The organism is Bradyrhizobium sp. USDA 4452 (assembly GCF_054063575.1).
Map to the genome: position 1 here is coordinate 6,709,450 of NZ_JBSSGK010000001.1, position 23,358 is coordinate 6,732,807.

Consider the following 23,358-nt stretch of genomic DNA (forward strand, 5'->3'; position numbering starts at 1 on the left):
TTCGCATTGGGACGGTCGATGCCGCGCGCGCTGACAATATCGGTCGGGCAATTCTCTGATCAGGGCCGCAAGGACACCAATCAGGATTTCCACGGCATCCTGATCCCCGACGAGCCGCTGCTTGGGCTGAAGGGCATCGCCGTGGTGCTTGCCGACGGCGTCTCCTCGAGCAGCGTCGGCCGCATCGCCGCGGAGTCCGCGGTCAAGAGCTTCCTGACCGATTACTACTGCACCTCGGAATCCTGGTCGGTGAAGACCTCGGCACAGCGGGTGCTGGAGGCGACCAATTCCTGGCTGCATGCGCAGACGCGGCGCAGCCAGAACCCCTACGACAAGGACAAGGGCTACGTCTGCACGCTGAGCGCGCTCGTCATCCGCTCGACCACGGCGCATCTGTTCCATGTCGGCGACTCGAGGATCTACCGCGTCGCGGGCAACAGCCTCGAGCAATTGACCAACGACCACCGCGTCGTGCTGTCGTCGCAGCAGAGCTATCTCGGCCGCGCGCTCGGCGTGAATCCGCAGCTCGAGATCGACTACCGGAATCTGTGGCTGGAGCGCGGCGACACTTTCCTGCTGGTGACCGACGGCATCTACGAGCACGTTGCCGCGCGGCAGCTGGCGAAGACGATCAGGGATGGCGCTGCCGATCTCGATGCCGCCGCGAAGTCGATCGTGGCGCAGGCCTATGACAACGGCAGCCCGGACAATCTCACCGCGCAGATCATCCGGATCGACGAATTGCCCGATGGCGAAGCCAGCGAGGTGTTCGGCCAGCCGACCGAGCTGCCGCTGCCGCCGCTGCTCGATGCACGGATGCTGTTCGACGGTTACCGGATCGTCCGCGAATTGCATGCATCGCATCGCAGCCACATCTATCTCGCGGTCGACGAGGAGAGCGGCACCACGGTCACGATCAAGATCCCCTCGATCGACCTGCGCGACGACGGCGCCTATCTGAAACGCTTCATGCTGGAGGAGTGGGTCGCGCGGCGGATCGACAGCCCGCACGTGCTGAAGCCGTTCCTGCCGCAGCGCAAGCGTAACTTCCTCTATGTCGCGATGGAGTATATCGACGGCCAGACCTTGACGCAGTGGATGATCGACAACCCGGCGCCATCGCTGGAGACGGTGCGCGACATCACCGAGCAGATCGCAAAAGGGCTGCGCGCGTTCCACCGCAAGGAGATGCTGCACCAGGACGTCAGGCCGGACAACATCATGATCGACCGGACCGGCACGGTGAAGATCATCGACTTCGGCTCGACGCGGATCTCTGGCGTCGCCGACGCGGTGGCGGCGGGCGTCGAGAACATCCTGGGCACTCAGCAATACACCGCGCCGGAGTATTTCCTGGGCGAGGGCGGTACCGCGCGCTCGGACCTGTTTTCGCTCGGCGTCGTCACCTATCAGATGCTGACCGGCCGCTTGCCCTACGGCGCGCAGATCGCGCGCGCCCGCACCTGGTCCGACTTCAACCGGCTGGTCTACCGTCCGGCCGCGCATGGCGGCCGCGACATTCCCAACTGGGTCGACGGCACGCTGGAGCATGCCGTGCAGGTCAATCCGCTGAGGCGTTACGACAGCTTCTCGGAGTTTCTGTTCGACCTGCGCAATCCCAATGCGAGATATCTGACGACGTCATCGACCCCGCTGATCGAGCGCAACCCGGTGCTGTTCTGGAAGTCGACCACGCTGGTGCTGGCGCTGGTCGTGGTGCTGCTGCTCGCTTACGGCGCGCATCATTTGCGGTAGGGGCGCCGAAAAAGTTGGCGATGTCTCGCTAATGCGTCGCGCCGGCGGCGATCGGATCGAGGCCGCTCCTGACCAGCGCGTCGCGGGCATCTGATGAGGCGAGGAAGCTGATCAGCGCCTTGCCGGCGTCGGGCTCTTTTGAGACGGTCGCGATCCCGGCGGAGAACACCGTGATCTTCTGCAATGGCTCCGGTAGCGGACCTATGATGTCGATGCCGGCAACCGGCTTCAGCTCCGAGATCTGCTGCAAGCCGATCTCGGCCTCGCCCTTGGCGACGATCTCGCCGACCGGGGTTGCCGGGATCATCCGCGCCTTGTCCTTCATCTGGTCGGCGATGCCGAGTTTTGCGAACATCTCGGTCGAGACATAGACGCCGCTGGCGCTGTCGGAATAGGCGACCGACTTCGCCGCAAGCAGCGCCTGCTTGACGGCGTCGGCCGAGCTGATGTCCGGCCTCGGTGCGCCTGATTTCACCGCAATCCCGATCGGCGACTTCACGAGGTCGACGCGGCTGTCGGCCACCACCTTGCCCTGCTTGACGAGGTCACCCAGCGCATAGCCGACCATGATCAGCACGTCGGCCGGCTCGCCGCGCGCGAGCCGCACCGGAATGGCGTTGGTCGTGGTGCCCATCGACGGCCCGAAGGCGGTCACCACCCTGTGCCCGGTCTTGCGCTCGAACTCCGGCACCAGCGCCTTGTAAGCCGCGGTCAGTCCACCCGAGATCATGACATGGACGTCGGCGGCGGATGCGGCTGACGCGAGGGCGAGGGCGAGGGCGCCGATCAAGGCGAGCGTGAGGGTGCGGAAGGCGGCGCGCATGGAGTTTCTCCCTGGACGATTCTTGCGGCGCGTGGGTCGTCGTGGCCGGGGAGAGTACTGCGCGAGGGGATGCGTGGCTAGCCGCTGCGTCTTTGCGAGGCGCGCACTGACTCAGATGGAGCGGTCGGGCTACCGGATCCACTCACGAATTCACGTGCACGAAATCGCGCAGCAGCGGGTATATCTCGTTGTTCCAGCGTTTGCCGGAAAACACGCCGTAATGGCCGACGCCGGCCTGCATGTGGTGCACCTTGCGATAGGTGCGCACGCCGGTGCAGAGGTCCTGGGCGGCGAGGGTCTGGCCGATCGAGCAGATGTCGTCCTTCTCGCCTTCCACCGTCATCAGGCCCATGCGCCGGATCGCTGCCGGATTCACCGCGCGGCCGCGATGCATCAGCATGCCCTGCGGCAGCAGATGCTCCTGGAACACATCGCGCACCGTCTCGATGTAGAATTCCGCCGGCAGATCCATCACGGCGAAATACTCGTCGTAGAAGGTCTTGATCACCTCGGCCTTCGCGGTCTCGCCCTTGGCGAGATGGTCGGCGAGGTCGATGTGCTGCTTGATGTGACGCTCGAGGTTCATCGAGACGAACGCCGTCAGCTGCACGAAGCCGGGATAGACCTGACGCAGCGCGCCCTTGCACTGCATCGGCACGTAGTTGATCAGATTGTCCTCGAACCATTTGATCGGCTTGCTCTTGGCGAATTCGTTCACCTTGGTCGGCTGGATCCTTGTGTCGATCGGCCCGGCCATCAGGGTCAGCGACGCCGGCCGCGCCGGATGATTGTCTTCGGACATGATCGCGGCCGCCGCCAGCGCCGACACCGAAGGCTGGCAGATCGCCACCATATGCGCGCGCGGGCCGAGCTGGCCGAGGAAGTCGATCAGGTGGTCGGTGTAGTCCTCGAGCCCGAAGCGGCCCTCGCTGCGCGGAATGTCGCGCGGATTGTGCCAGTCGGTGATGTAGACGTCGTGATCCTGCAGCAGCGTCTTCACGGTGCTCCGCAGCAGCGTTGCGAAATGACCGGACATCGGCGCCACCAACAGCAGCCGCGGCTGCTCCGGTCCGTCCACCTTCCTGAAATGCAGCAGCGAGCCGAACGGCGTCGCATAGGCAACCTCCTCGGTCACCTCGTATTCCCTGTTGCCGGAGGACACGCTGCCGATGGCGTAGTCGGGACGGGCGTAGGTCAGGGTGGAGCGCGAGATCAGCTCGAGCGCCGCCGCGAGCCGGCCGAACGTCCGGTCGGAGGTGCCCCGCGGCACCAGATTGAGATACCGCAATGCCGCCGCGGCGCCGGTCCGCCACGGCGCCGTGAGGTCCATGTGGTTCTGATAGGCCTGGTAAAGCATTGACATCATACGCATCCGCCCTTGCCCGGCTGGATATGCAATATCGACGCCAGAGAGGGGCGGGGTGCCCGGCAAATTGGCACGTGGCTTGCTGCAAAAATGAACGGCTTCGGGGGGCGCGGCGGTTTGGACCGGCGCGCGGTGTCCGGCGGTAAGGACGCGTTCAGGGCGTGAGGGACCGATATGGCGAAGGCGACACTCACCATCAGCAGCAAGAATTACTCGTCCTGGTCGCTGCGCGGCTGGCTGCTGGCCAAATTCGCTGGGCTGGAGTTCGAGGAGGTGGTCACCGCGCCCGATGACCCCTCGGCGCGGGCCGAGCTGCTGCTGTTGTCGTCGTCGATCCTGGTGCCCTGCCTGCGCCACGAGGGCGCGACGGTCTGGGATACGCTGGCGATCGGCGAGTACCTCAACGAGATCATGCCGCATGCCGGGCTGCTGCCGGCGGACCGGATCCAGCGCGCGCATTGCCGCTCGATCTCGGGCGAAATCCATTCCGGCTTCACCACGCTGCGGTCGTCGCTGCCGGTCAACCTGAAGGGGCATTTTCCCGGCTTCAAGATCTGGTCGCGGGCGCAGGCCGATATCGATCGCGTCTGCACCATCTGGGGCGATTGCCTCGGCAAATCAGGCGGACCGTTCCTGTTCGGCGAACGCCGCACCATGGCGGACGCGATGTATGCCCCCGTGGTGACCCGCTTCATGACCTATGACGTGAAACTCGACCCGGTTCTGGCGGCGTATGCCCGCACCATCATGGCGATGCCCGAGATGCAGGAGTGGATCGAGGCGGCGAAGGCCGAGCCGGCCGATGTCGAGGAGCTCGAGGTCGAATATTAGGCAGCGCGCGTCCGGCCTGCCTGCGCCGGCGGCTCAAGCTCCGGGCAAGCTTTGCTCAATGGACGTGCCGTCGCCGCCCGGCATCGGCGTCGCGCGGCGATCGGGCGCAGCGCGCGCCGAACTCAAATTCGCGCCTCACGCCAAATGCTTCCGCTGCGATGCCAGCGCATGGCGAGGCCGATCGCCGCGGCACGACCGGGCTGGCAAGGATTTCGCATAGCAACAAGCGAGCTGTGACCGCGACGATGCGACGCTGCCGAAAATTTGGACGCTGAGCCGCGCCGCGATCTCGCGAATACGAGAACCGTGGAGGCTTGAAATGAACCAGCACGCCATCGTCAGCAAATTCTCCCACGTCAAACCCGGTGACACCGAGTTCAAGGGCGGAGGTCTGCGCGACTTCTTCCTGTATCGCGATCTCGGTATCGCCGATGCCACCGGCGGGCAGGTGATCTGCCATCTGGTCAAGGCCAATCCCGACCTGCCGCCGGAACAAGGCACCGGCTGGCACAAGCATCTGTGCGATTTCCAGATCGTGATCATGACCAAGGGTTGGGCGCGCTTCATGTACGAGGACAAGGAGACGCTGGTCGAGGCCGGCGACGTGATCCATCAGCGCCCCGGCATCACGCACTATCTGTTCGATTACTCGAAGGACATGGAATACCTCGAGATCGTCAGCCCCGCCGATTTCAAGACCGTGGATGTGCCGCCGGCAACCGAGACGGTACCGCCGGTCACGCCGTGGAAATGATCGCCAAGAAGGATCAGAGAGGGGATCACAAATGTCGTCTGCGGAAGAGTTAACCTTTGTCGTCGGCCGCTGGCTGCGGCCGATCGTCATGCTTCTGTATGTGGTGCGCCGCCTCGGGCTGATGACCACATCTAGCCGTGAACAACGGAGTACGTAGCTCAATCAGCGATTCGGACGCGGTTCGTTCCATCCGCGTTCCAAATCTTAAGGCGCGTGTGCGCGCGCGTCGCGTTTTGAAACAGCGCGCGCCATGCGTCCCTCAGGCCATGCCCGCCTGCTTCACGCGCGGCATCCGCCAGGCAATGACGTTGACCTCCAGCGCGCCACCGGTTGCGTCATTCCGCCACTGGCCGTCGATGAAACGGCAGGCGAACGGCAGCTGATACGTTCCGCTGTGATCCTCACACAGCACTTCCACGCGTTGTTCCGGCGAGGGTTCGCCATTGCCATCGAATTGCGCCAGACGTTTTTCGCGCGTTGCCATGCGATCTATCTCCACTGCCCAAGGTCGAGCCAAAGGGGTCGAACCAAACAAGTTCCGAAGGCCCCCGTCCCCACGAGTAGTCCCCGTAATGGGTGAAGCACACCGCTCGAATGCGGTTTCAGTGTGGTATGTCTGCCCCGCTTTCAGCGTCGCGAGCACAAATCTGTGAATGACGCCTGTGATTGGGGATGCCGATGATCGCTCGTTTCGTTCTTGTCCTGCTCATGCCGATTGTATTCTACATTACTACAACCGCGCATGCGCAGGACGTTCCCGGCATCGAGATATGCACCGTCGAGAAAACGATGGAGCGGCGCACCAGCTGCCTGCAGAGCAACGTCGATTTCCTGCAGAAGACGATCGGCAAGCTCACATCGGATCATCAGCAGAAGCTCGATGCCGCCAACCGGCAGATCGCGAGCTTGCAGAATGCGCTGGCAAGCTTGCAGAAGCTCGTCACCGATTTGCAGGCGGCGCAGGTCAAGCTGACCGAGGATATGAAGAAGAAGGTCGACGCGCCGCCGGCCAAGGATGCAACGCCGGCCGCAAAGGACGGGACGAAGTAGCCTGCGGCCGTCATTGCGAGCACAGCGAAGCAATCCATTTTCACCGCGCACGCGGAGCGATGGATTGCTTCGTCGCTTCGCTCCTCGCAATGACGGGTCCGGCGTGGTCGCAGCTCACGCCACCCTATACTTCTCCATCACATCGCGATCCGGTTCGTAGCCGAGGCCGGGGCCCTGCGGCACGGCGATGTGGCCAGTGGCGTCGACATCGATGTGGTCGCCCCACAGGCAGGCGGGGCGCTTCATGAAGAAGACCTCGATCAGCCCCGCGTCGCGGATCGCCATCAGGTGCAGCGTGGCGAGGAAGCCCGGTCCGAAATAGGGCGAGTGCGGAATCACCTGGACGCCGAACTCGTCGGCGAGCACGGCCACGCGCAGGAATTCGGTGACGCCGCCGACCTTGATCACCGACGGTTGCGCGTGACTGACCGCCCCCGCGGTCATCATCTGGCGGAATTGATGCACGGTGCAGGCGTTCTCGCCGGCCGCGATGTCGAGCCGGCCCTCTCTGCGCACCTCTGCGAGCGTCGCGAAATCCTCCGGCGGCCAGACCGGCTCCTCCAGGAACATCGGCGCGGCCTGCTTGCAATCGCGGGCGAACTGGATCGCGGCCGGTCCGTCCAGCGGGCAATTCATGTCGACCATCAGCGGCACGTCGGGGCCGATCGCCTCGCGCGCGGCGGTCACCGCGGGCACGGTGGTCTCGTGCAGCTTGATCGCGGCGTAGCCGAGCTTGATCGCCTTCCTGCATTCGGCGGCGATGTGCGCGGGGTTGCCGATCCGCATCAGGCTTGCATAGGCCGGGATCGTGCTGCGCTTGGCGCCGCCGATCAATTGATGCAGCGGCACGCCGTTCACCTTGCCGGCGAGATCCCACAGCGCGATGTCGAGCGCGGAGATCGCAAACATCGTGATGCCGTAGCGGCCGAACAGATGCAGATTTCGCTGGATCTGCTCCATCGCGGCGGGAATTTGGGCGGCGTCGGGTACCTCGAGGCCGCGGGCCTGCGGCGCGATCATCTCGGTCACCGCCGTGCAACTCGTTTTCGGGCAGACATAGGCAAAAGCATCGCCCCAGCCGGTCAGGCCGGCATCGGTCGATACCTCGACCAGCACCATGTCGAGCGCGGAGATCGCGGATGCGCCCTGGCGGAAGCTCGCGGGGCCTGCGTCATAGGGAATGCGGATATGGTGGGCGCGGACGTCGGTGATTTTCATTGTTGTTGTCCTCTTCCCTTGTTCGTCATTGCGAGGAGCGCGAGCGACGAAGCAATCCACCCCTCCGCGTACTCGGACACGATGGATTGCTTCGCTTCGCTCGCAATGACGGCGGTTATTTGGCCGGAACTTACGAGCTCTTCTCGCCGCTCATCACGGGGCCGAACCGCTCCCAGCTCTCGCCCTTGAAGCGCATCATCTGCAACTGCTCGATCGGAGCGTAGTCGTCCGGCCCGGTCTTGATCTTGGTGCCGGGCAGATAGATGCCGATCTCGAAGTTGAGGCTGGCCGCCTGCTTCATCAGGTTCTCGCGGGTGAGGTTGTCGCCGCATTGCCGCAGCACCTGCTCGAGCCCCTTGGCGACGCCGTAACCGAACACGGTCGAGGCGTCGTTCTGGTCGCCCTCGGGATACCACTTGGTCATGAAAGCGCGCCACTCGTTCATGGCCGGATCGTTCTTCCACTCGTGATCGGCGGGATCCTTCAGATACTGGGTCGACAGGATGTCCTGGCTCGCCTCATAGCCGGCCGGCTTCATCACGCCGCCGATCGAGACCGAGACGTTGGTCAGGAACTGGACCGGATGCCAATCCAGCTCGGCGGCCTTCTTGATCGCCTGCGCCGCGAATTTCGGCGTCGCGATGTTGATGAAGATATCCGGATTGGCGCCCTTGATCTGTACGATCTGCGAATCCACCGTCGGCGACGAGGTCTCGTAGGAGGATTCGACGACGATCAGTTTCTTGGCCGCATCGCCGAGTCCCTCATGCAGGCCGATCAGATAGTCCTTGCCGAAATCGTCGTTCTGGTAGAGCACGCCGATGGTCTTGCCGGGATATTTCTGCAGGATGTACTTGGCATAGATGCGCGCCTCGACCTGGTAGCTCGGCTGCCAGCCCATGGTCCAGGGAAAATTCTTCGGGTCGTTCCACTTGGCGGCGCCGGTGGAGACGAACAGCTGCGGCACCTTCTTGGCGTTCATGTATTTCTGGATCGCGGTGTTGCCCGGTGTGCCGAGCGGATTGAAGATCAACAGCACCTCGTCGCTCTCGACCAGCTTGCGGGCCTGCTCGACCATCTTCGGCGGCGAGTAGGCGTCATCGTAGGAGATGAAGTTGACCTTGCGACCGTTGATGCCGCCCTCGCTGTTGAGCTTGTTGAAATAGGCCGCTTCGGTCTTGCCGATCGTGGCGTAAGCGGATGCCGGGCCCGAATAGGGCATGATGTTGCCGACCTTGATCTCGGTGTCGGTCGCACCCGGATCGTACTTCTTCTGGGCGTTGGCGGCGCCGGCGGTGGCGATCGTCAAAAGCCCCGCAAGCGCCGCTGACATGACGCAGTTGGCATAGCTCAGGCGTTGGTGGTGCATCCTTGTCCTCCCTGACATGCTGGCCGCGGCTCGTGCAGTCTTGATTTTCGGGCAGCTTAGTGAGCCGTCGGATCGATGCAACTGCGAGTATGCACGATTGCAGCGGTGTTGCCAGCGACGGCTTTGCGGTAAAATTTCGCTGAGCGGAACCACGGTTTCGCCGCCGCGCAGCAAGGACTGTCAAATGCGCGCACCGCAGCCGTGCATGATGCCGGAGCTTTGCAGGAAGGCCGTCGTCCAATGAATCCAGCCCAGAAGGCGCTCTGGTACATCGAAGGCCACCTTCACAGGTCCCTGACGCTCGACGACATCGCAGTCGTCGCCGGGGTCTCCCGCTTCCATCTGGTACGCGCGTTCGCGGAGGCGACCGGGTTTTCGGTGATGCGCTACCTGCGGGCGCGGCGGCTGAGCGAGGCCGCGCACGCGCTCGCGGCCGGTGCGCCCGACATTCTCACGCTGGCGCTGGATGCGGATTACGGCTCCCACGAAGCATTCACCCGCGCGTTCCGCGACCATTTCGGCGTCACGCCGGAAACCGTGCGTGCGACGACGTGTCTGACACAGCTCAAGCTGCAGGAGCCGATCACCATGATCTCGACCGCCCTCGATCACATCGATCCGCCACGCATTGAGACGGGGAGAGCCCTTCTCGTCGCCGGCGTCGGCGATCGCTACAACCACGCCAATGACAGCACGGCCGGCATTCCGAACCAGTGGAGCGGCTTCCACCAGCAATGCGCGCATATTCCCCGCCAGGTCGGCGATGTCGCCTATGGCGTCTGCTGCAACGGCGACGATGCCGGCAATTTCGACTACATCGCAGGTGTCGAGGTCGCGGATTTCTCCGACCTGCCGCGCGAGTTCGCGCGGGTCCGGATCCCGGCGCAGAAATACGTGGTGTTCACCCACGCCGACCACATCTCGACCATCCGCCGCACCGTCAACACGATCTGGAATCGCTGGCTGCCGCAATCCGGCATGAAGGTCGCAGACGCGCCGAACTTCGAGCGCTACGGCGCGACGTTCGACAAGAACAGCGGCAATGGCGGGCTGGAGATCTGGGTGCCGGTGGAAGGGTAGCTGCTTTCCTCTGGCTCGTCATTCCGGGGCTCGCCGAAGGCGAGAACCTGGAATCCGTCAAGCCGCACCGACTGTGGAGAAATGGATTCCGGGCTCTTGCTTCGCAAGCCCCGGAATGACGGCAGAGATAGCGGGGATTGACTTACACGCAAACCTAGTGCGTGCGCGCGAGGCAGAACGCCACGACCTGTTCCAGCGCCGTCTTCATCGGCGAGGACGGGAACAGCGCCAGCGCGTCGACCGCCATTGCACCGTAGTGCTGGGCGCGGCTGATGGTGTCTTCCAGCGCCCGGTGCTTGGTCATCAGCCCGATCGCGTGATCGAGATCGGCTGATCCGATCTCGCCGCGCTCCAGTGCGCGGATCCAGAACTGGCGCTCGGTGTCGTTGCCGCGGCGGAAGGCGAGCACCACGGGAAGCGTAATCTTGCCCTCGCGGAAATCGTCGCCGACGTTCTTGCCCAGTTTGGCGGATTTGCCGCCATAATCGAGCACGTCGTCGACCAGCTGGAAGGCGATGCCGAGATTCATGCCGACCGAGCGGCACGCGGTCTGCTCGGCCTTCGGCCGGCCCGCGATCACGGGACCGACCTCGCAGGCGGCGGCGAACAGCTCGGCGGTCTTGCCGCGGATCACGGCGAGATATTCGTCCTCGGTGGTCGCGGTGTTCTTGGCGGCGGCAAGCTGCATCACCTCGCCCTCGGCGATGGTGGCGGCGGCGGCTGAGAGAATGTCGAGCGCGCGCAGCGAGCCGACCTCGACCATCATCCGGAACGCCTGGCCGAGCAGGAAGTCGCCGACCAGCACGCTGGCCTCGTTGCCCCACAGCATCCGCGCCGACAATTTGCCACGGCGCAGCTCGCTCTCGTCGACTACGTCGTCGTGCAGCAGGGTCGCGGTGTGCATGAACTCGACCGCGGCGGCGAGCTTGATATGGCCGTCGCCGGTGTAGTCGGCGAGCTGGGCCATCGCCAGGGTCAGCATCGGGCGCAGCCGTTTTCCCCCGGAGGAGATCAGATGATTGGCGACCTCGGGGATCATGGTGACCTCGGAGCCGGTCCGCGAAATGATCGTCGCGTTGACGCGCTCCATGTCGGCGGCGACAAGTCCCACCAGCCCGTCGATCGAAGCATTGGACGGGCTTTCGAAGGGTACAATAACCGCCACGCTGGTCTCCAATTTTGCCGAATTCGCTCTAGCTCAGCTATAACAATAGAAACTGCGAAGGTATGCGGCAAGGCCACGAAGTTGTTGACATGTGACGCATTGGCCGCACAGCCGGGCCAAGAGGAGAGTGGGTTTGCGGGAATTGGTACGGACCAATGACGCGGTGCTGGTCTCCGCCATCGGGGCGTTGCTCGACAGCGCTAACATCCATCATCTGGTGCTGGACCAGAACATGAGCATCATCGAGGGCTCGCTCGGCGTGCTGCCGCGGCGGATCCTGGTGCACGAGGACGACAACCACGAGGCCCGCCAGCTCCTGACCGATGCCGGCCTGGGCCACGAATTGCGGGCCGATGACTAGAGCGTTTTCAGGCGAAAGGGGCGCCGGTTCGCGGGAGGAAAGCGCGTCAAGTAAGCAGTCTGTGGCCGCCGAGATCACCGAGGACGGATTCCTCGGCGGACAATTGCGGCTGCGGCAGCCGCGCAGCGGTCACCGCGCCGGCCACGACGCGATCCTGCTGGCTGCGGCGACGCCGGCAAGGTCGGGCGACCGGGTCGTGGATCTCGGCTCCGGCGTCGGCGCAGCCGGACTTGCGGTGGCGCGGCGGGTCGGCGGGATCGATCTGGTCCTGGTCGAGATCGACCCTGCATTGGCCGAGCTTGCGCGGAATAACGCCACCGCCAACGCGATCATGGCCGACGTGATCGTGCTCGATGTCGAGGCCGCCGCCTCAGCATTCGATGCAGCCGGCCTGACACCCGACAGCGCCGACGTCGTGCTGATGAACCCGCCATTCAACGATCCCGGGAGACACCGCGCCTCGCCGGACGGCTTGCGGCAGCGCGCCCATGTCGCGACCGTGACCACGCTTGCGGCCTGGGTTCATGCGGCGCGGCGGATTTTGAAGTCGAACGGGCAGCTTGCGCTGATCTGGCGGGCCGACGGAATTGCCGAGCTGCTGGCCGCGCTGGACCGCGGCTTCGGCAGCCTCGAGATCCTGCCGGTTCATGGCGAGGCGGCGTCACCGGCGATCCGAATCCTGGTGCGGGCCATCAAGGGCGGCCGGGCGCCGACGCGGCTGCATGCCGCGCTGTTGCTCAATGAAGAGTCAGGTGTGCCCAATAAATGGGTGCAGGAGATTTTGGCTGGAAAGGGAGAATTGCCGCTGGCGCGGCGCTAGCGGGCAGGCGCGCTGCCCGCGTCGTCATTGGCACAAAGCTACTGCGAGGCCGTTTCCGACTGGCGATCCGGCCTGGACGTGAAGTGGATCGCCGTGAGGAGCGTACCGATCAGCAAAATCAGCAGGTAGATCTTCATGGGTCCCTCTTTGCCCGCGCGTTGCATCCCCAATGACAAAATGCAAAACGCGTTCCATGAAATCCAATGACACTGGCGTGATAAAAAGTGGTTAATCCGAGGTAGCGGCATGAATGAACAATTAAGTGATCGCCAAGGACATTCTGGAGGACGTTCGGGACTGCTCGATCGCGTGCAGGAAATGCTGCCGGCGCGGTTCAGGCGCGGCACGGCCGTCGTGCCGGTGGTGCGGCTGTCAGGCGTGATCGGCGCGGTGACGCCGCTGCGGCCCGGCATGACGCTCTCCGGCGTCGCCAAGATGCTGGAGCGCGCGTTTGGTACTCGGAATGCCAAGGCGGTGGCGCTGGTGATCAATTCGCCGGGCGGCTCGCCGGTGCAGTCGCGCCAAATCTATTTGCGCATCCGGCAACTCGCGGCCGAGAAGAAGCTGCCGGTGCTGGTGTTCGCGGAGGATGTCGCGGCCTCCGGCGGCTACATGATCGCCTGCGCCGGCGACGAGATCTATTGCGACCCGTCCTCGATCCTGGGTTCGATCGGCGTGGTCGGCGGCAGCTTCGGCCTCGAGGGGCTGATCAAGAAGATCGGGGTCGAGCGGCGCCTGTACACGGCCGGCAGCCACAAGGCGATGCTCGATCCGTTCCTCCCGGAGAACCCCGACGACGTCGCCCGGCTGAAGACGATCCAGCGAGAGATCCATGCGACCTTCATCAACCTCGTGAAGCAGAGCCGCGGCAGTCGTCTGAAGGCCGCCGACGACGTGCTGTTCACCGGTGAATACTGGGCCGGCGAGACCGCGATCGGCCTCGGTCTCGCCGACAGCATCGGCGATCTCCGCTCCGTTTTGCGCGCCCGCTATGGCGAGAAGGTGCTGACCCCGGTGATCGCGCCCGCCAGTGGCATGCTGTCCGGCCTGCTCGGCCGGCGGGCGCCGGGGGCGGGATCGATGGCGGCGCTGGATGGGCTGGCGAGCTTGCCGGACGATTTGATCTCAGCGGTCGAAACGAGGGCGATCTGGGCCAGATTCGGGCTCTGAACACGGGGATTTGAGCGCGCCATTTAGCCCCAAAAGCGTGATTGCGGCGCAGGCCGCCTTGGGCGAGAATGGCTGCCATTGGGGGCCTGACAGACGTGAACGACAAGGATCGACCGATGCCGCCGCTGATTGCATTCGCAGGCGTCCTGGGTGGCCTGGCCGTGGTCCGCTGGGCATACAAGACGGCCGTCCGGATCAACCAGGAACTGGAAGAGGCGCGATTGTCCCGCGTGGCCGAGACCACGCGTGCGAGCGAAATCAAGACCCTGCGCCGCGACCCCGTGACCGGGGCCTATCGCCCGGGCTAATAGCCGTCGGATTCCGCAAGATGGCGGTGCCGGATTTTCCCGCATCGCCTTGATTCCATTGGCCGCCGCCGATACGGTCCCGCGCGCTTCACAACCCCCTCGCGAGACCTGTCAAGACGATGGACGCCCTGCCTGATCACATGCGCCCGGAACGTTCGTTCCAGGGCTTCATCCTGGCTCTCCAGCGATTCTGGGCCGAGCAGGGTTGCGTCATCCTGCAGCCCTATGACATGGAAATGGGCGCCGGCACCTTCCATCCCGCGACCACGCTGCGCGCGCTGGGGCCAAAGCCCTGGAATGCGGCCTATGTGCAGCCCTCGCGGCGGCCCAAGGACGGCCGCTATGGCGAAAACCCCAACCGCCTGCAGCACTATTACCAGTTCCAGGTGATCATGAAGCCGTCGCCGCCGAACCTTCAGGAGCTGTACCTGAAGTCGCTGGCCGCGATCGGGATCGATTCGGCGGTTCATGACATCCGCTTCGTCGAGGACGACTGGGAGAGCCCGACCCTGGGCGCCTGGGGTCTTGGTTGGGAATGCTGGTGCGACGGCATGGAGGTCAGCCAGTTCACCTACTTCCAGCAGGTCGCCGGCGTCGAATGCGCGCCGGTCGCGGGCGAGCTCACCTACGGGCTCGAGCGGCTCGCGATGTATGTGCAGGGCGTCGACCGCGTCTACGATCTCAATTTCAACGGCCGCGAGGGCGCCGAGAAGGTCACCTATGGCGACGTCTTCCTGCAGGCCGAGCAGGAATATTCGCGGCACAATTTCGAATATGCCGACACCGCGATGCTGTTCGAGCAGTTCAAAATGGCAGAAGAGGCCTGCCGCAAATATCTCGCCGCCGGCTGGCGCGAGGGGAGCAACCACAAGGAACATCTGATGGCCTTGCCGGCCTACGACCAGTGCATCAAGGCGAGCCACGTGTTCAATCTGCTCGACGCCCGCGGCGTCATCTCGGTGACCGAGCGGCAGAGCTACATCGGCCGGGTTCGCGATCTGGCGAAGGCCTGCGGCGAGGCTTGGATCCACACTGAAACGGGCAGGGCGGTCTGATGCCCGATCTTCTCCTCGAACTGTTCTCCGAAGAAATTCCCGCGCGCATGCAGGCCAAGGCGGCCGACGATCTGCGCCGCATGGTGACCGACAGACTGGTCGCCGAAGGCCTCGTCTACGAGGGCGCCAAGGCATTCGCGACCCCGCGTCGCCTTGCGCTCACCGTGCACGGCGTTCCCGCGCGCCAGCCCGACCTGAAGACCGAGCGTCGCGGTCCGAAGATCGGTGCCCCGGATGCGGCGGTGCAGGGCTTTCTGAAAGCGACCGGTCTCAAGTCGCTGGACGAAGCGAAGATCCAGAAGGACGCGAAAGGCGACTTCTACATCGCGCTGATCGAGAAGCCCGGCCGCGCCGCGATCGATGTTATCGCCGAAATTCTGCCGGTGATCATCCGCACCTTCCCCTGGCCGAAATCGATGCGCTGGGGCGCACGCTCGGCGAAGTCAGGCTCGCTCACCTGGGTGCGGCCGCTGCACGCGATCACCGCGACTTTCGGGCTCGAGACCGAAGAGCCGGACATTGTGAAATTCTCGGTCGACGGCATCGAGGCCGGGCAGACCACCTATGGCCACCGCTTCATGGCGCCGGGTGCGATCTCGGTGCGCCGCTTCGAGGATTACGAGGCCAAGCTGAAGGCCGCCAAGGTGATCCTCGATCCGCAGGCGCGCAAGGACATTATCCTCGAGGACGCCAAGGAGCTGGCGTTCGCGCAGGGCCTCGAACTGGTCGAGGATCAGGTGCTGCTGGATGAGGTCTCCGGCCTGGTCGAATGGCCGGTCGTGATGATGGGATCGTTCGAGAAGGAATTCCTGTCGATCCCGGACGAAGTGATCCGCGCCACCATCCGCAACAACCAGAAGTGCTTCGTGGTCAAAGACCCCAAGACGGGCAAGCTGACCAACAAGTTCGTGCTGACCGCCAACATCGAGGCGCCCGACGGCGGCAAGACCATCGTTGCCGGCAATGAGCGCGTGATCCGCCCGCGGCTGTCGGATGCGAAGTTCTTCTACGAGACCGACCTGAGGACCAAGCTCGAAGACCGGCTGCCCAAGTTCGAGCAGATCGTGTTCCATGAGAAGCTCGGGACGCAGGCGGAGCGGATCAAGCGGATCGAGCGGCTCGCTGCCGAGATCGCCCCGCTGGTCGGCGCCGATGTCGAGAAGACCAGGCGCGCCGCGCGCCTTGCCAAGGCGGATTTGCTGACCGAAGTGGTCGGCGAGTTCCCTGAATTGCAGGGCTTGATGGGGAAATACTACGCGCTGGCGCAAGGCGAGGATGCGTCGGTTGCTGCCGCGAGCGAGGAGCACTGGAAGCCGCAAGGGCCGACCGATCGCGTGCCGACCGATCGGGTCAGCGTCGCTGTGGCGCTGGCGGACAAGCTCGACACGCTGGCGGGGTTCTGGGCGATCGATGAGAAGCCGACGGGATCGAAGGACCCGTACGCGCTGCGGCGCGCCGCGTTGGGAGTAATTCGGATCATTCTTGAAAATCGAGCCAACATTGGATTGCGCAACGTTGTCGAGTCTCACTTCAAGCATTCATTTGGCAAAGACTATTTGGATATGGTCGATGCCAAGAACGGTTTGAGGACCGCCGAGGTTATTGATCAACTGATGATCTTTTTCGAGGATCGCCTTAAGGTTCAGTTGCGAGATCAGAAGGCGCGTCACGATTTGGTAGACGCGGTGCTCGCGACCGGCTCGTTACTCCAAGGGCATCCGCTCACACCCATTGTCGATCGTGTAGATGCCCTCGGCAAATTTCTTGAGAGTGATGACGGTAAGAATCTCCTCGCAGGGACGCGGCGGGCCAGCAATATTCTCACCATCGAAGAGAAGAAAGACAAACGTGAGTTCGACGACGAGCCTGACCCCGCGCTCTATAATCTTGGTGAGGAGAAGGCGCTTGCGGAGGCGATCCGCCAAGTGAAGAGCGATGCTTCCTCCGCGGTAGCGAAGAAGGACTTCGCCGCTGCGATGAGCGCGATGGCAAAACTGCGTCCGGCGGTCGATGCGTTCTTCGACAAGGTCAAGGTCAACGACGACGACCCGAAGGTGCGGGAAAATCGCCTAAAACTGCTCAACGAGATCCGCGCCGCGACGCGCGCGGTGGCAGATTTCTCCCGGATCGAGGGCTGACCGATGGACCGTGCAACGCTCGCCGCTTACGACAAGGAGGCGGCGGCGTTTGCGCAGGACTGGCACGACCAGCCGGCACCTCGCGATCTGCAGGAGATCGTCGGGCAATTCTTCATCAAGGGCGGCGCGACCGCCGATATCGGCTGCGGCAGCGGCCGCGAGGTGGCCTGGCTCAATGCCAACGGCTTTCCGGCCGAAGGATTTGATGCCTCCGAGGGGCTGCTCGCGGAAGCTCGTGCGCGCTACCCGGCGTTGCGCTTCACGCGCGCCGAATTGCCTGATCTGTCAGGCATCGCCTCCGGCAGCTTCGACAATGTGCTGTGCGAGACCGTGATCATGCATCTCGCCCCCACACTGATCGGGCCATCGGTGCGCCGCATGTTCGACATCGTGAAGCCCGGCGGCATCTTCTATCTGAGCTGGCGCGTCACTGCCGGCGACGACGCACGCGATGCGCACGGCCGGCTCTACGCGGCGTTCGATGCTGCGCTGGTGCGGACTGAACTTGCGGCGGCCGAGTTGCTGCTCGACACGGAGGTCGTCAGCGCCTCGTCCGGCAAGGTCGTTCACCGCATCGTGGCGCGCCAGCGCGGCTGAAGCGGTCTCGGAAATATCTAGACACAATTTGCAATTTGTTAACCATGCCCTGCGAAGGTCCTGGCGGATCAACGATTTCTTAAGAAATCGCCCCTCGCGCCAATGCAGGGATCGCCCCGATGACCTCGATCGGCACCACCCCCAATCCCTATGCCCAATACGGTTCGGCCTACGCGCGGGCTGCAGCGACGCCCTCGCTGGCAGCGACGTTGTCGGGCGACGGCACGGCCGGTGACCTGTCGGCGTCCGCGACGCCTAGTGCTGCAACCAACCTCACGCTGTCGGATGCCGCCCGCGCGCAACTCGCCAAGACATCGGTCAAGGCGCCGCTGCCGGATTTCGCGACCGTCACCAATGACGCGCGCGTCACGCTCGACCGGCTCTACACGGTCGCCGGCGTCAAGAAGCCGATCGTCGATGGCAAGACCACGATCGATCTCTCGACACTGGACCGCCGCACGCTGTTTGCGATCTCGACCAACAATGGCGGCAAGTTCACCCCGGACGAGCAGGCGGTCGCCGCCACCGAGCTGAAGCAGCGCTTCGACGAGGCGATGGCGCCGTCGCTTGCGACCACACGGCTGACCGGCGACTACAGCGTCAGCTACAAGGCCGCGCTCGACTATCTTGACGGCGCCAGCGACGAGGAGAAGGCCACCGCAACCTGGGCCAGCGAGCGCGCCGCGGTGCTGAAAGGGGTTCAGGCGACGCAGCAGGATCCGAACAAGGCGCCGACGGGAATTACGGGAGACCCGATCGCGGCCGCGCTGGCGGGGACGACGCCGCCCACGACCAGCAAGCCACGCGATTTCAGCAGCGTGGCAAGCGATGTGCGCGCCTTCCTCGATCGGCAGAAGAGCGAGGCGGCGAAGAGCGGCAAGGAACTGGTCTACGATTCCCGCCGCAAGACCGGCCAACTCGCCGATCTGTCCTCGCTCGACAACCGTTCGCTGTCGGCGATCACGCTGAACCAGGACAACAAGTTTTCCGGCGAGGAGATCTTCGCGGCCAAGCAGGAACTCAACACGCGAACGCGTCTTGCGGTGCTCGATGCGTTGAAGCAGAGCCAGTCCGCCGGCGATCCGCGCCAGTTCTCACTCGGCATCCTCAAGCAATACTCCTCGATGAGCGCAGAGGAGCGCCAGGCGGCCAACTGGACGCAGGATTTCCAAGACGCCGCGATCAAGAGCTACAAGTCGACCTCGACGCTGCTCTCGATCCTGAAGTCCTAATTGGGTGCGCAGGACAACCGAAGAGCCCCGCCCGGAGGGGAGGCCGGGCGGGGCTTTCTGGTCCGGTCGATCCTCGCGCACATCCGCTTGCGCGGCGCCCGGACTGCTCCGTTCAGGCTATCGCGTAGGCATTGCGCTAGTCGACCACCTGAACGATTCGCCGCGAACGCGGCTCGACCAGAACGGTCTCGCCATTCACGACGGTGTAGCGATACGGCGTCGCGCCGAACCGTTGCGGCACGTCGTAAGTGGTCACGCCGGCGTCCGGCAGTATGGTGCCGACCACGACGCGATCCGGAACGGTGTAGTTCGGCACGCGCTCGCGCACGATGTACTCGCGGAACGCCGGGCGCTGCTCGATCGCAATGCCCTCGTCATCCTCGACCGCAACCGGCGGGCCACCGCGGACGACGCCAACGGTCTGGGCCTGTGCGGCAACAGCCGGCACCGTGATCGCAGCAGCAACCGCCGCAACGGCAAGTATTCTGTTTCGCATGGCTCGCTCCATTCTTTTCACGCGCGCGCCAGCCTTGGCCGATGCGCACGGCGAGCCAATGCATCGGCCGCGGCGATGTTCCGGAAATCCGCCGCCATATACGCGGCAATTTGGAGCAATTTTCGTGAGTTGCGGGAACTCTCAGGCCGTGCAGGCGTCTTGATGTGGGAACCCCCCCGCAGCGGATAAACTGCCGCTCGATTCGCTCTTCCAAAAATCGCCGGAGAACACGTCAATGGTCATCACCGCTGCGCATCTGCCTGCCATCGTCGCTCTGATCGCAGGCATCTTGATCCTGATCATGCCGCGGCTGCTCAATTACATCGTCGCGATCTACCTGATCTTCGTCGGGCTCGTCGGGATGGGCCTGCTGCGCTGGCTGCACCTGTAGCGGGAAAGCGGGGTTTCGCGGCTTGCGCGGAACCCCTCAAAATGGTGTAAGGCGCGCATCTTCGACCCCTCTTTTCGGATTGTTGTCTGACATGGCCAAAGCCGTCGCGAAGTCCAAGAAAAATGCCGAGAAAACCGCAGCGAAATCAAAGTCCTCGGCGCCGGCCCGGAAGGCCGCTCCAGCGCGCAAGGCGCTGAAGAAGAGCGCCCCGAAGCCTGCCGCCAAATCGGTTGCGAAGCCGGCCGCAAAGCCCGCCAGCAAGGCGCCGGTAAAGGCCGTCACCGCTGCGAAAAAGGCGGCTCCGCCGGCGATCAAGGCCGGCAAGTGGGTCTATACGTTCGGTGACGGCAAGGCCGAGGGCCAGGCGACCTTGCGCAATCTGCTCGGCGGCAAGGGTGCCAACCTCGCGGAAATGGCCAATCTCGGCCTTCCGGTGCCCCCCGGCTTCACCATTCCGACCTCGGTCTGCACCTATTTCTACGACCACGACAAGACGTATCCGAAGGAATTGAAAGCGCAGGTTGAGAAGGCGCTCGACTATGTCGGCAAGCTGACCGGCAAGACCTTCGGCGACGCCAAGAACCCGCTGCTGGTGTCGGTGCGCTCGGGCGCGCGCGCCTCGATGCCGGGCATGATGGACACCGTGCTCAATCTCGGCCTCAACGACCGCACGGTCGAAGCGCTCGCCGAGCTCTCCGGCGACCGCCGCTTCGCCTATGACAGCTATCGCCGTTTCATCACGATGTATTCGGACGTGGTGCTCGGCTTCGAGCATCATCATTTCGAGGACATCCTCGACACCTTCAAGGATGGCCAGGGCTACTCGCTCGACACCGACCTCACCGGCGACGACTGGGTCGAGCTGGTCGGCAAGTACAAGGAAGCCGTCGCCAAGGAGACCGGGCACGATTTCCCGCAGGATCCGCACGACCAGCTGTGGGGTGCGATCGGTGCGGTGTTCTCATCCTGGATGAACGCGCGCGCGGTGACCTATCGCAAGCTGCACGACATTCCGGAGTCCTGGGGCACCGCCGTCAACGTGCAGGCGATGGTGTTCGGCAACATGGGCGAGACCTCGGCGACCGGCGTCGCGTTCACCCGCAACCCCTCGACCGGCGAGAGCAAGCTGTACGGCGAGTTCCTGATCAACGCGCAGGGTGAGGACGTCGTCGCCGGCATCCGCACCCCGCAGGACATCACCGAAGAGGCGCGCCAGGAGAGCGGCTCCGACAAGCCGTCGATGGAAGCCGCGATGCCGGCTGCGTTCAAGGAGCTGACGCGGATCTACACGCTGCTCGAGAAGCACTACCGCGACATGCAGGACATGGAATTCACGGTCGAGCAGGGCAAGCTGTGGATGCTGCAGACCCGCGGCGGCAAGCGCACCGCCAAGGCGGCGCTGCGCATCGCGGTCGAGCTCGCCAATGAGGGCCTGATCTCGCGCAAGGACGCGGTGACGCGGATCGATCCGGCGTCGCTGGACCAGCTGCTGCACCCGACCATCGATCCCGCCGCCAAGCGCGACGTGATCGCGACCGGCCTGCCGGCTTCGCCTGGTGCTGCCTCCGGCGAGATCGTGTTCTCGTCGGACGAAGCGGCCAAGCTGCAGGCCGACGGACGCAAGGTGATTCTGGTCCGCATCGAGACCAGCCCGGAAGACATCCACGGCATGCACGCCGCGGAAGGCATCCTGACCACCCGCGGCGGCATGACGTCGCATGCGGCGGTGGTCGCGCGCGGCATGGGCAAGCCCTGCGTCTCCGGCTGCGGCACCATCCGCGTCGATTACGGCCGCGGCACCATGAGCGTCGGCTCGCGCACCTTCAAGACCGGCGACGTCATCACCATCGACGGCTCGGTCGGGCAGGTGCTGGCCGGCCGCATGCCGATGATCGAGCCGGAACTGTCCGGCGAGTTCGGCACGCTGATGGGCTGGGCCGACGAGGTCCGCAAGCTCGGCGTCCGCGTCAACGGCGACACGCCGGATGACGCGCGCACCGCGGTGAAGTTCGGCGCCGAGGGCATCGGCCTCTGTCGCACCGAGCACATGTTCTTCGAGGAGACCCGCATCCGCACCGTGCGCGAGATGATCCTCTCCGAGGACGAGCAGTCGCGCCGCGCCGCGCTGTCGAAGCTGCTGCCGATGCAGCGCGCCGACTTCGTCGAGCTGTTCGAGATCATGAAGGGCCTGCCGGTCACGATCCGCTTGCTCGATCCGCCGCTGCACGAGTTCCTGCCGCACACCCAGGCCGAGATCGAGGAAGTGGCGCGCGCCATGAACACCGATCCGCGCAAGCTCGCCGATCGGGCCCGCGAACTGTCCGAGTTCAATCCGATGCTCGGCTTCCGCGGCTGCCGTCTCGCGATCGCCTACCCTGAGATCGCCGAGATGCAGGCGCGCGCGATCTTCGAGGCCGCTGTCGAAGCCGGCAAGCGCACCGGCAAGCCGGTCGGACTCGAGGTGATGGTGCCGCTGATCGCGACCAAGGCCGAGTTCGATCTGGTCAAGGCGCGGATCGATGCGACCGCCAACGCTGTCATGAAGGAGACAGGTGTCAAGCTGACCTACCAGGTCGGCACCATGATCGAGCTGCCGCGCGCCTGCCTGATGGCCGGCCAGGTGGCGGAGACCGCGGAGTTCTTCTCCTTCGGCACCAATGACCTGACGCAGACCACCTACGGCATCAGCCGCGACGACGCCGCGAGCTTCCTCGGCACCTACGTCGCCAAGGGCATCCTGGAGATCGATCCGTTCATCTCGGTCGATCGCGACGGCGTCGGCGAGCTGGTCAGGATCGGCGTGACGCGCGGCCGCAAGACGCGGCCGAGCCTCAAGGTCGGCATCTGCGGCGAGCACGGCGGCGATCCGGCCTCGGTCGCGTTCTGCCACGAGGTCGGGCTCGATTACGTCTCCTGCTCGCCCTATCGCGTGCCGATCGCGCGGCTTGCCGCAGCCCAGGCCGCGCTCGGCAAGGAGATCGCCAGCCAGGCGTGAGCGATCAAGCAATTCGGAAAGTGAAATGGCCGGGACCAAGTCCCGGCCATTTTGTTTGGTTAGGCTGCCAACGAGCACCGTCATTGCGAGCGAAGCGAAGCAATCCATGTCTCCACCTGCCGAGACATGGATTGCTCCGTCGCTTGTCGCTCCTCGCAATGCCAGTGGAAGGACGGCGCGTAACGCCTTGTTCACCATCCTTGTTGACCTGCTGTTTACGACTATCATGCGCCGCGCGTTTACCAAGGCGCGCGATGCAGCGCGCATCATGTGTGCGACCGCTTGAGTGTAGCGCGCGGGCAACGCCGATTAACTCCGCGGCAACCTAAACAAGTTAGCAACGGGAAAGGTCGAATTGCGCGGATGTACCGCGTTCGATTGCAC

At 64.3% G+C, this 23,358-nt stretch carries 23 protein-coding genes; 16 read left to right on the forward strand and 7 right to left on the reverse strand.

The annotated features are described in order from the left end of the window. Nucleotides 1-18: 18 nt before the first annotated feature. Nucleotides 19-1,755, forward strand: coding sequence for a protein kinase domain-containing protein (locus tag ACVISU_RS31350; RefSeq protein WP_456709514.1), 1,737 nt, complete (start codon nucleotides 19-21; stop codon nucleotides 1,753-1,755). Between the two features lie 28 nt (nucleotides 1,756-1,783). Here the strand turns inward: ACVISU_RS31350 and ACVISU_RS31355 are convergent, their stop codons facing one another. Together ACVISU_RS31355 and ACVISU_RS31360 are read right to left on the reverse strand one after the other, a co-directional pair. Next, nucleotides 1,784-2,578 (reverse strand): substrate-binding domain-containing protein, encoded by a 795-nt coding sequence (locus ACVISU_RS31355; RefSeq protein ID WP_456709515.1) that lies wholly within the window; start codon nucleotides 2,576-2,578, stop codon nucleotides 1,784-1,786. Nucleotides 2,579-2,720: 142 nt separating this feature from the next. Next, the gene (locus ACVISU_RS31360; RefSeq protein WP_456709516.1) at nucleotides 2,721-3,944 is read right to left on the reverse strand and encodes a polyhydroxyalkanoate depolymerase; all 1,224 of its coding nucleotides are present in this window, start codon (nucleotides 3,942-3,944) and stop codon (nucleotides 2,721-2,723) included. 174 nt (nucleotides 3,945-4,118) lie between these two features. On the opposite strand from ACVISU_RS31360, the gene ACVISU_RS31365 reads away from it, so the two are divergent. Both ACVISU_RS31365 and ACVISU_RS31370 read left to right on the forward strand, forming a co-directional pair. After that, nucleotides 4,119-4,775, forward strand: coding sequence for a glutathione S-transferase (locus ACVISU_RS31365; RefSeq protein ID WP_050403149.1), 657 nt, complete (start codon nucleotides 4,119-4,121; stop codon nucleotides 4,773-4,775). A gap of 319 nt (nucleotides 4,776-5,094) precedes the next feature. Next, nucleotides 5,095-5,529: a cupin domain-containing protein gene (locus ACVISU_RS31370; RefSeq protein WP_050403150.1), complete on the forward strand. Its 435-nt coding sequence runs from the start codon at nucleotides 5,095-5,097 to the stop codon at nucleotides 5,527-5,529. A 259-nt stretch (nucleotides 5,530-5,788) separates the two neighbouring features. Here the strand turns inward: ACVISU_RS31370 and ACVISU_RS31375 are convergent, their stop codons facing one another. After that, nucleotides 5,789-6,013, reverse strand: a complete 225-nt coding sequence (locus ACVISU_RS31375; RefSeq protein WP_050403151.1) for a hypothetical protein — start codon at nucleotides 6,011-6,013, stop codon at nucleotides 5,789-5,791. A 194-nt stretch (nucleotides 6,014-6,207) separates the two neighbouring features. On the opposite strand from ACVISU_RS31375, the gene ACVISU_RS31380 reads away from it, so the two are divergent. Then, complete coding sequence (locus tag ACVISU_RS31380) at nucleotides 6,208-6,579, forward strand: hypothetical protein (protein WP_050403243.1); 372 nt, start codon at nucleotides 6,208-6,210, stop codon at nucleotides 6,577-6,579. A 114-nt stretch (nucleotides 6,580-6,693) separates the two neighbouring features. Here the strand turns inward: ACVISU_RS31380 and ACVISU_RS31385 are convergent, their stop codons facing one another. Both ACVISU_RS31385 and ACVISU_RS31390 read right to left on the reverse strand, forming a co-directional pair. Continuing rightward, a complete protein-coding gene (locus ACVISU_RS31385) occupies nucleotides 6,694-7,797 on the reverse strand; it encodes a mandelate racemase/muconate lactonizing enzyme family protein (RefSeq protein WP_456709517.1) in 1,104 nt (367 codons plus the stop codon). A 130-nt stretch (nucleotides 7,798-7,927) separates the two neighbouring features. Continuing rightward, the gene (locus tag ACVISU_RS31390; protein WP_456709518.1) at nucleotides 7,928-9,166 is read right to left on the reverse strand and encodes an ABC transporter substrate-binding protein; all 1,239 of its coding nucleotides are present in this window, start codon (nucleotides 9,164-9,166) and stop codon (nucleotides 7,928-7,930) included. A 240-nt stretch (nucleotides 9,167-9,406) separates the two neighbouring features. Here ACVISU_RS31390 and ACVISU_RS31395 point away from each other — a divergent pair, with 240 nt between their 5' ends. Then, nucleotides 9,407-10,246, forward strand: a complete 840-nt coding sequence (locus tag ACVISU_RS31395) for a GyrI-like domain-containing protein (RefSeq protein ID WP_456709519.1) — start codon at nucleotides 9,407-9,409, stop codon at nucleotides 10,244-10,246. Between the two features lie 154 nt (nucleotides 10,247-10,400). Here the strand turns inward: ACVISU_RS31395 and ACVISU_RS31400 are convergent, their stop codons facing one another. Beyond that, nucleotides 10,401-11,411: a polyprenyl synthetase family protein gene (locus tag ACVISU_RS31400; protein ID WP_050403244.1), complete on the reverse strand. Its 1,011-nt coding sequence runs from the start codon at nucleotides 11,409-11,411 to the stop codon at nucleotides 10,401-10,403. Between the two features lie 133 nt (nucleotides 11,412-11,544). Between ACVISU_RS31400 and ACVISU_RS31405 the strand changes: the two genes are divergently transcribed. From ACVISU_RS31405 to ACVISU_RS31440, 8 genes are all read left to right on the forward strand, one after another. After that, nucleotides 11,545-11,772 (forward strand): putative signal transducing protein, encoded by a 228-nt coding sequence (locus tag ACVISU_RS31405; protein ID WP_050403155.1) that lies wholly within the window; start codon nucleotides 11,545-11,547, stop codon nucleotides 11,770-11,772. Between the two features lie 61 nt (nucleotides 11,773-11,833). Continuing rightward, nucleotides 11,834-12,592, forward strand: a complete 759-nt coding sequence (locus ACVISU_RS31410; RefSeq protein ID WP_456709520.1) for a tRNA1(Val) (adenine(37)-N6)-methyltransferase — start codon at nucleotides 11,834-11,836, stop codon at nucleotides 12,590-12,592. Nucleotides 12,593-12,838: 246 nt separating this feature from the next. Next, nucleotides 12,839-13,762, forward strand: coding sequence for a S49 family peptidase (locus tag ACVISU_RS31415; protein WP_050403157.1), 924 nt, complete (start codon nucleotides 12,839-12,841; stop codon nucleotides 13,760-13,762). A 116-nt stretch (nucleotides 13,763-13,878) separates the two neighbouring features. Further along, the gene (locus ACVISU_RS31420) at nucleotides 13,879-14,070 is read left to right on the forward strand and encodes a hypothetical protein (protein WP_050403245.1); all 192 of its coding nucleotides are present in this window, start codon (nucleotides 13,879-13,881) and stop codon (nucleotides 14,068-14,070) included. A 119-nt stretch (nucleotides 14,071-14,189) separates the two neighbouring features. Then, on the forward strand, nucleotides 14,190-15,125 hold the full coding sequence (locus ACVISU_RS31425; RefSeq protein WP_050403158.1) for a glycine--tRNA ligase subunit alpha: 936 nt from the start codon (nucleotides 14,190-14,192) through the stop codon (nucleotides 15,123-15,125). Next, the gene (gene glyS, locus ACVISU_RS31430) at nucleotides 15,125-17,263 is read left to right on the forward strand and encodes a glycine--tRNA ligase subunit beta (protein ID WP_456709521.1); all 2,139 of its coding nucleotides are present in this window, start codon (nucleotides 15,125-15,127) and stop codon (nucleotides 17,261-17,263) included. The genes ACVISU_RS31425 and glyS overlap by 1 nt, the downstream gene beginning before the upstream one ends. A gap of 3 nt (nucleotides 17,264-17,266) precedes the next feature. Beyond that, the gene (locus tag ACVISU_RS31435) at nucleotides 17,267-17,860 is read left to right on the forward strand and encodes a class I SAM-dependent methyltransferase (protein ID WP_456709522.1); all 594 of its coding nucleotides are present in this window, start codon (nucleotides 17,267-17,269) and stop codon (nucleotides 17,858-17,860) included. A 119-nt stretch (nucleotides 17,861-17,979) separates the two neighbouring features. Then, the gene (locus tag ACVISU_RS31440; RefSeq protein ID WP_456709523.1) at nucleotides 17,980-19,092 is read left to right on the forward strand and encodes a hypothetical protein; all 1,113 of its coding nucleotides are present in this window, start codon (nucleotides 17,980-17,982) and stop codon (nucleotides 19,090-19,092) included. A gap of 136 nt (nucleotides 19,093-19,228) precedes the next feature. Here ACVISU_RS31440 and ACVISU_RS31445 read toward each other — a convergent pair whose 3' ends face one another. Further along, nucleotides 19,229-19,588, reverse strand: a complete 360-nt coding sequence (locus ACVISU_RS31445; protein WP_050403162.1) for a DUF1236 domain-containing protein — start codon at nucleotides 19,586-19,588, stop codon at nucleotides 19,229-19,231. A gap of 235 nt (nucleotides 19,589-19,823) precedes the next feature. Between ACVISU_RS31445 and ACVISU_RS31450 the strand changes: the two genes are divergently transcribed. From ACVISU_RS31450 to ACVISU_RS31460, 3 genes are all read left to right on the forward strand, one after another. After that, nucleotides 19,824-19,979: a DUF3096 domain-containing protein gene (locus tag ACVISU_RS31450; protein ID WP_083992077.1), complete on the forward strand. Its 156-nt coding sequence runs from the start codon at nucleotides 19,824-19,826 to the stop codon at nucleotides 19,977-19,979. Nucleotides 19,980-20,070: 91 nt separating this feature from the next. Continuing rightward, complete coding sequence (gene ppdK / locus ACVISU_RS31455) at nucleotides 20,071-22,974, forward strand: pyruvate, phosphate dikinase (RefSeq protein ID WP_456709524.1); 2,904 nt, start codon at nucleotides 20,071-20,073, stop codon at nucleotides 22,972-22,974. A 25-nt stretch (nucleotides 22,975-22,999) separates the two neighbouring features. Then, the gene (locus ACVISU_RS31460) at nucleotides 23,000-23,260 is read left to right on the forward strand and encodes a hypothetical protein (protein ID WP_157113401.1); all 261 of its coding nucleotides are present in this window, start codon (nucleotides 23,000-23,002) and stop codon (nucleotides 23,258-23,260) included. Nucleotides 23,261-23,358: the final 98 nt, after the last annotated feature.

Coding starts and splice junctions, on each gene's coding strand:
- ACVISU_RS31350 (WP_456709514.1), top strand. CDS start 19: ATGCCGCGCGCGCTGACAATATCGGTCGGGCAATTCTCTGATCAGGGC.
- ACVISU_RS31355 (WP_456709515.1), bottom strand. CDS start 2,578: ATGCGCGCCGCCTTCCGCACCCTCACGCTCGCCTTGATCGGCGCCCTC.
- ACVISU_RS31360 (WP_456709516.1), bottom strand. CDS start 3,944: ATGATGTCAATGCTTTACCAGGCCTATCAGAACCACATGGACCTCACG.
- ACVISU_RS31365 (WP_050403149.1), top strand. CDS start 4,119: ATGGCGAAGGCGACACTCACCATCAGCAGCAAGAATTACTCGTCCTGG.
- ACVISU_RS31370 (WP_050403150.1), top strand. CDS start 5,095: ATGAACCAGCACGCCATCGTCAGCAAATTCTCCCACGTCAAACCCGGT.
- ACVISU_RS31375 (WP_050403151.1), bottom strand. CDS start 6,013: ATGGCAACGCGCGAAAAACGTCTGGCGCAATTCGATGGCAATGGCGAA.
- ACVISU_RS31380 (WP_050403243.1), top strand. CDS start 6,208: ATGATCGCTCGTTTCGTTCTTGTCCTGCTCATGCCGATTGTATTCTAC.
- ACVISU_RS31385 (WP_456709517.1), bottom strand. CDS start 7,797: ATGAAAATCACCGACGTCCGCGCCCACCATATCCGCATTCCCTATGAC.
- ACVISU_RS31390 (WP_456709518.1), bottom strand. CDS start 9,166: ATGCACCACCAACGCCTGAGCTATGCCAACTGCGTCATGTCAGCGGCG.
- ACVISU_RS31395 (WP_456709519.1), top strand. CDS start 9,407: ATGAATCCAGCCCAGAAGGCGCTCTGGTACATCGAAGGCCACCTTCAC.
- ACVISU_RS31415 (WP_050403157.1), top strand. CDS start 12,839: ATGAATGAACAATTAAGTGATCGCCAAGGACATTCTGGAGGACGTTCG.
- ACVISU_RS31420 (WP_050403245.1), top strand. CDS start 13,879: ATGCCGCCGCTGATTGCATTCGCAGGCGTCCTGGGTGGCCTGGCCGTG.
- ACVISU_RS31425 (WP_050403158.1), top strand. CDS start 14,190: ATGGACGCCCTGCCTGATCACATGCGCCCGGAACGTTCGTTCCAGGGC.
- glyS (WP_456709521.1), top strand. CDS start 15,125: ATGCCCGATCTTCTCCTCGAACTGTTCTCCGAAGAAATTCCCGCGCGC.
- ACVISU_RS31435 (WP_456709522.1), top strand. CDS start 17,267: ATGGACCGTGCAACGCTCGCCGCTTACGACAAGGAGGCGGCGGCGTTT.
- ACVISU_RS31440 (WP_456709523.1), top strand. CDS start 17,980: ATGACCTCGATCGGCACCACCCCCAATCCCTATGCCCAATACGGTTCG.
- ACVISU_RS31445 (WP_050403162.1), bottom strand. CDS start 19,588: ATGCGAAACAGAATACTTGCCGTTGCGGCGGTTGCTGCTGCGATCACG.
- ACVISU_RS31450 (WP_083992077.1), top strand. CDS start 19,824: ATGGTCATCACCGCTGCGCATCTGCCTGCCATCGTCGCTCTGATCGCA.
- ppdK (WP_456709524.1), top strand. CDS start 20,071: ATGGCCAAAGCCGTCGCGAAGTCCAAGAAAAATGCCGAGAAAACCGCA.
- ACVISU_RS31460 (WP_157113401.1), top strand. CDS start 23,000: ATGGCCGGGACCAAGTCCCGGCCATTTTGTTTGGTTAGGCTGCCAACG.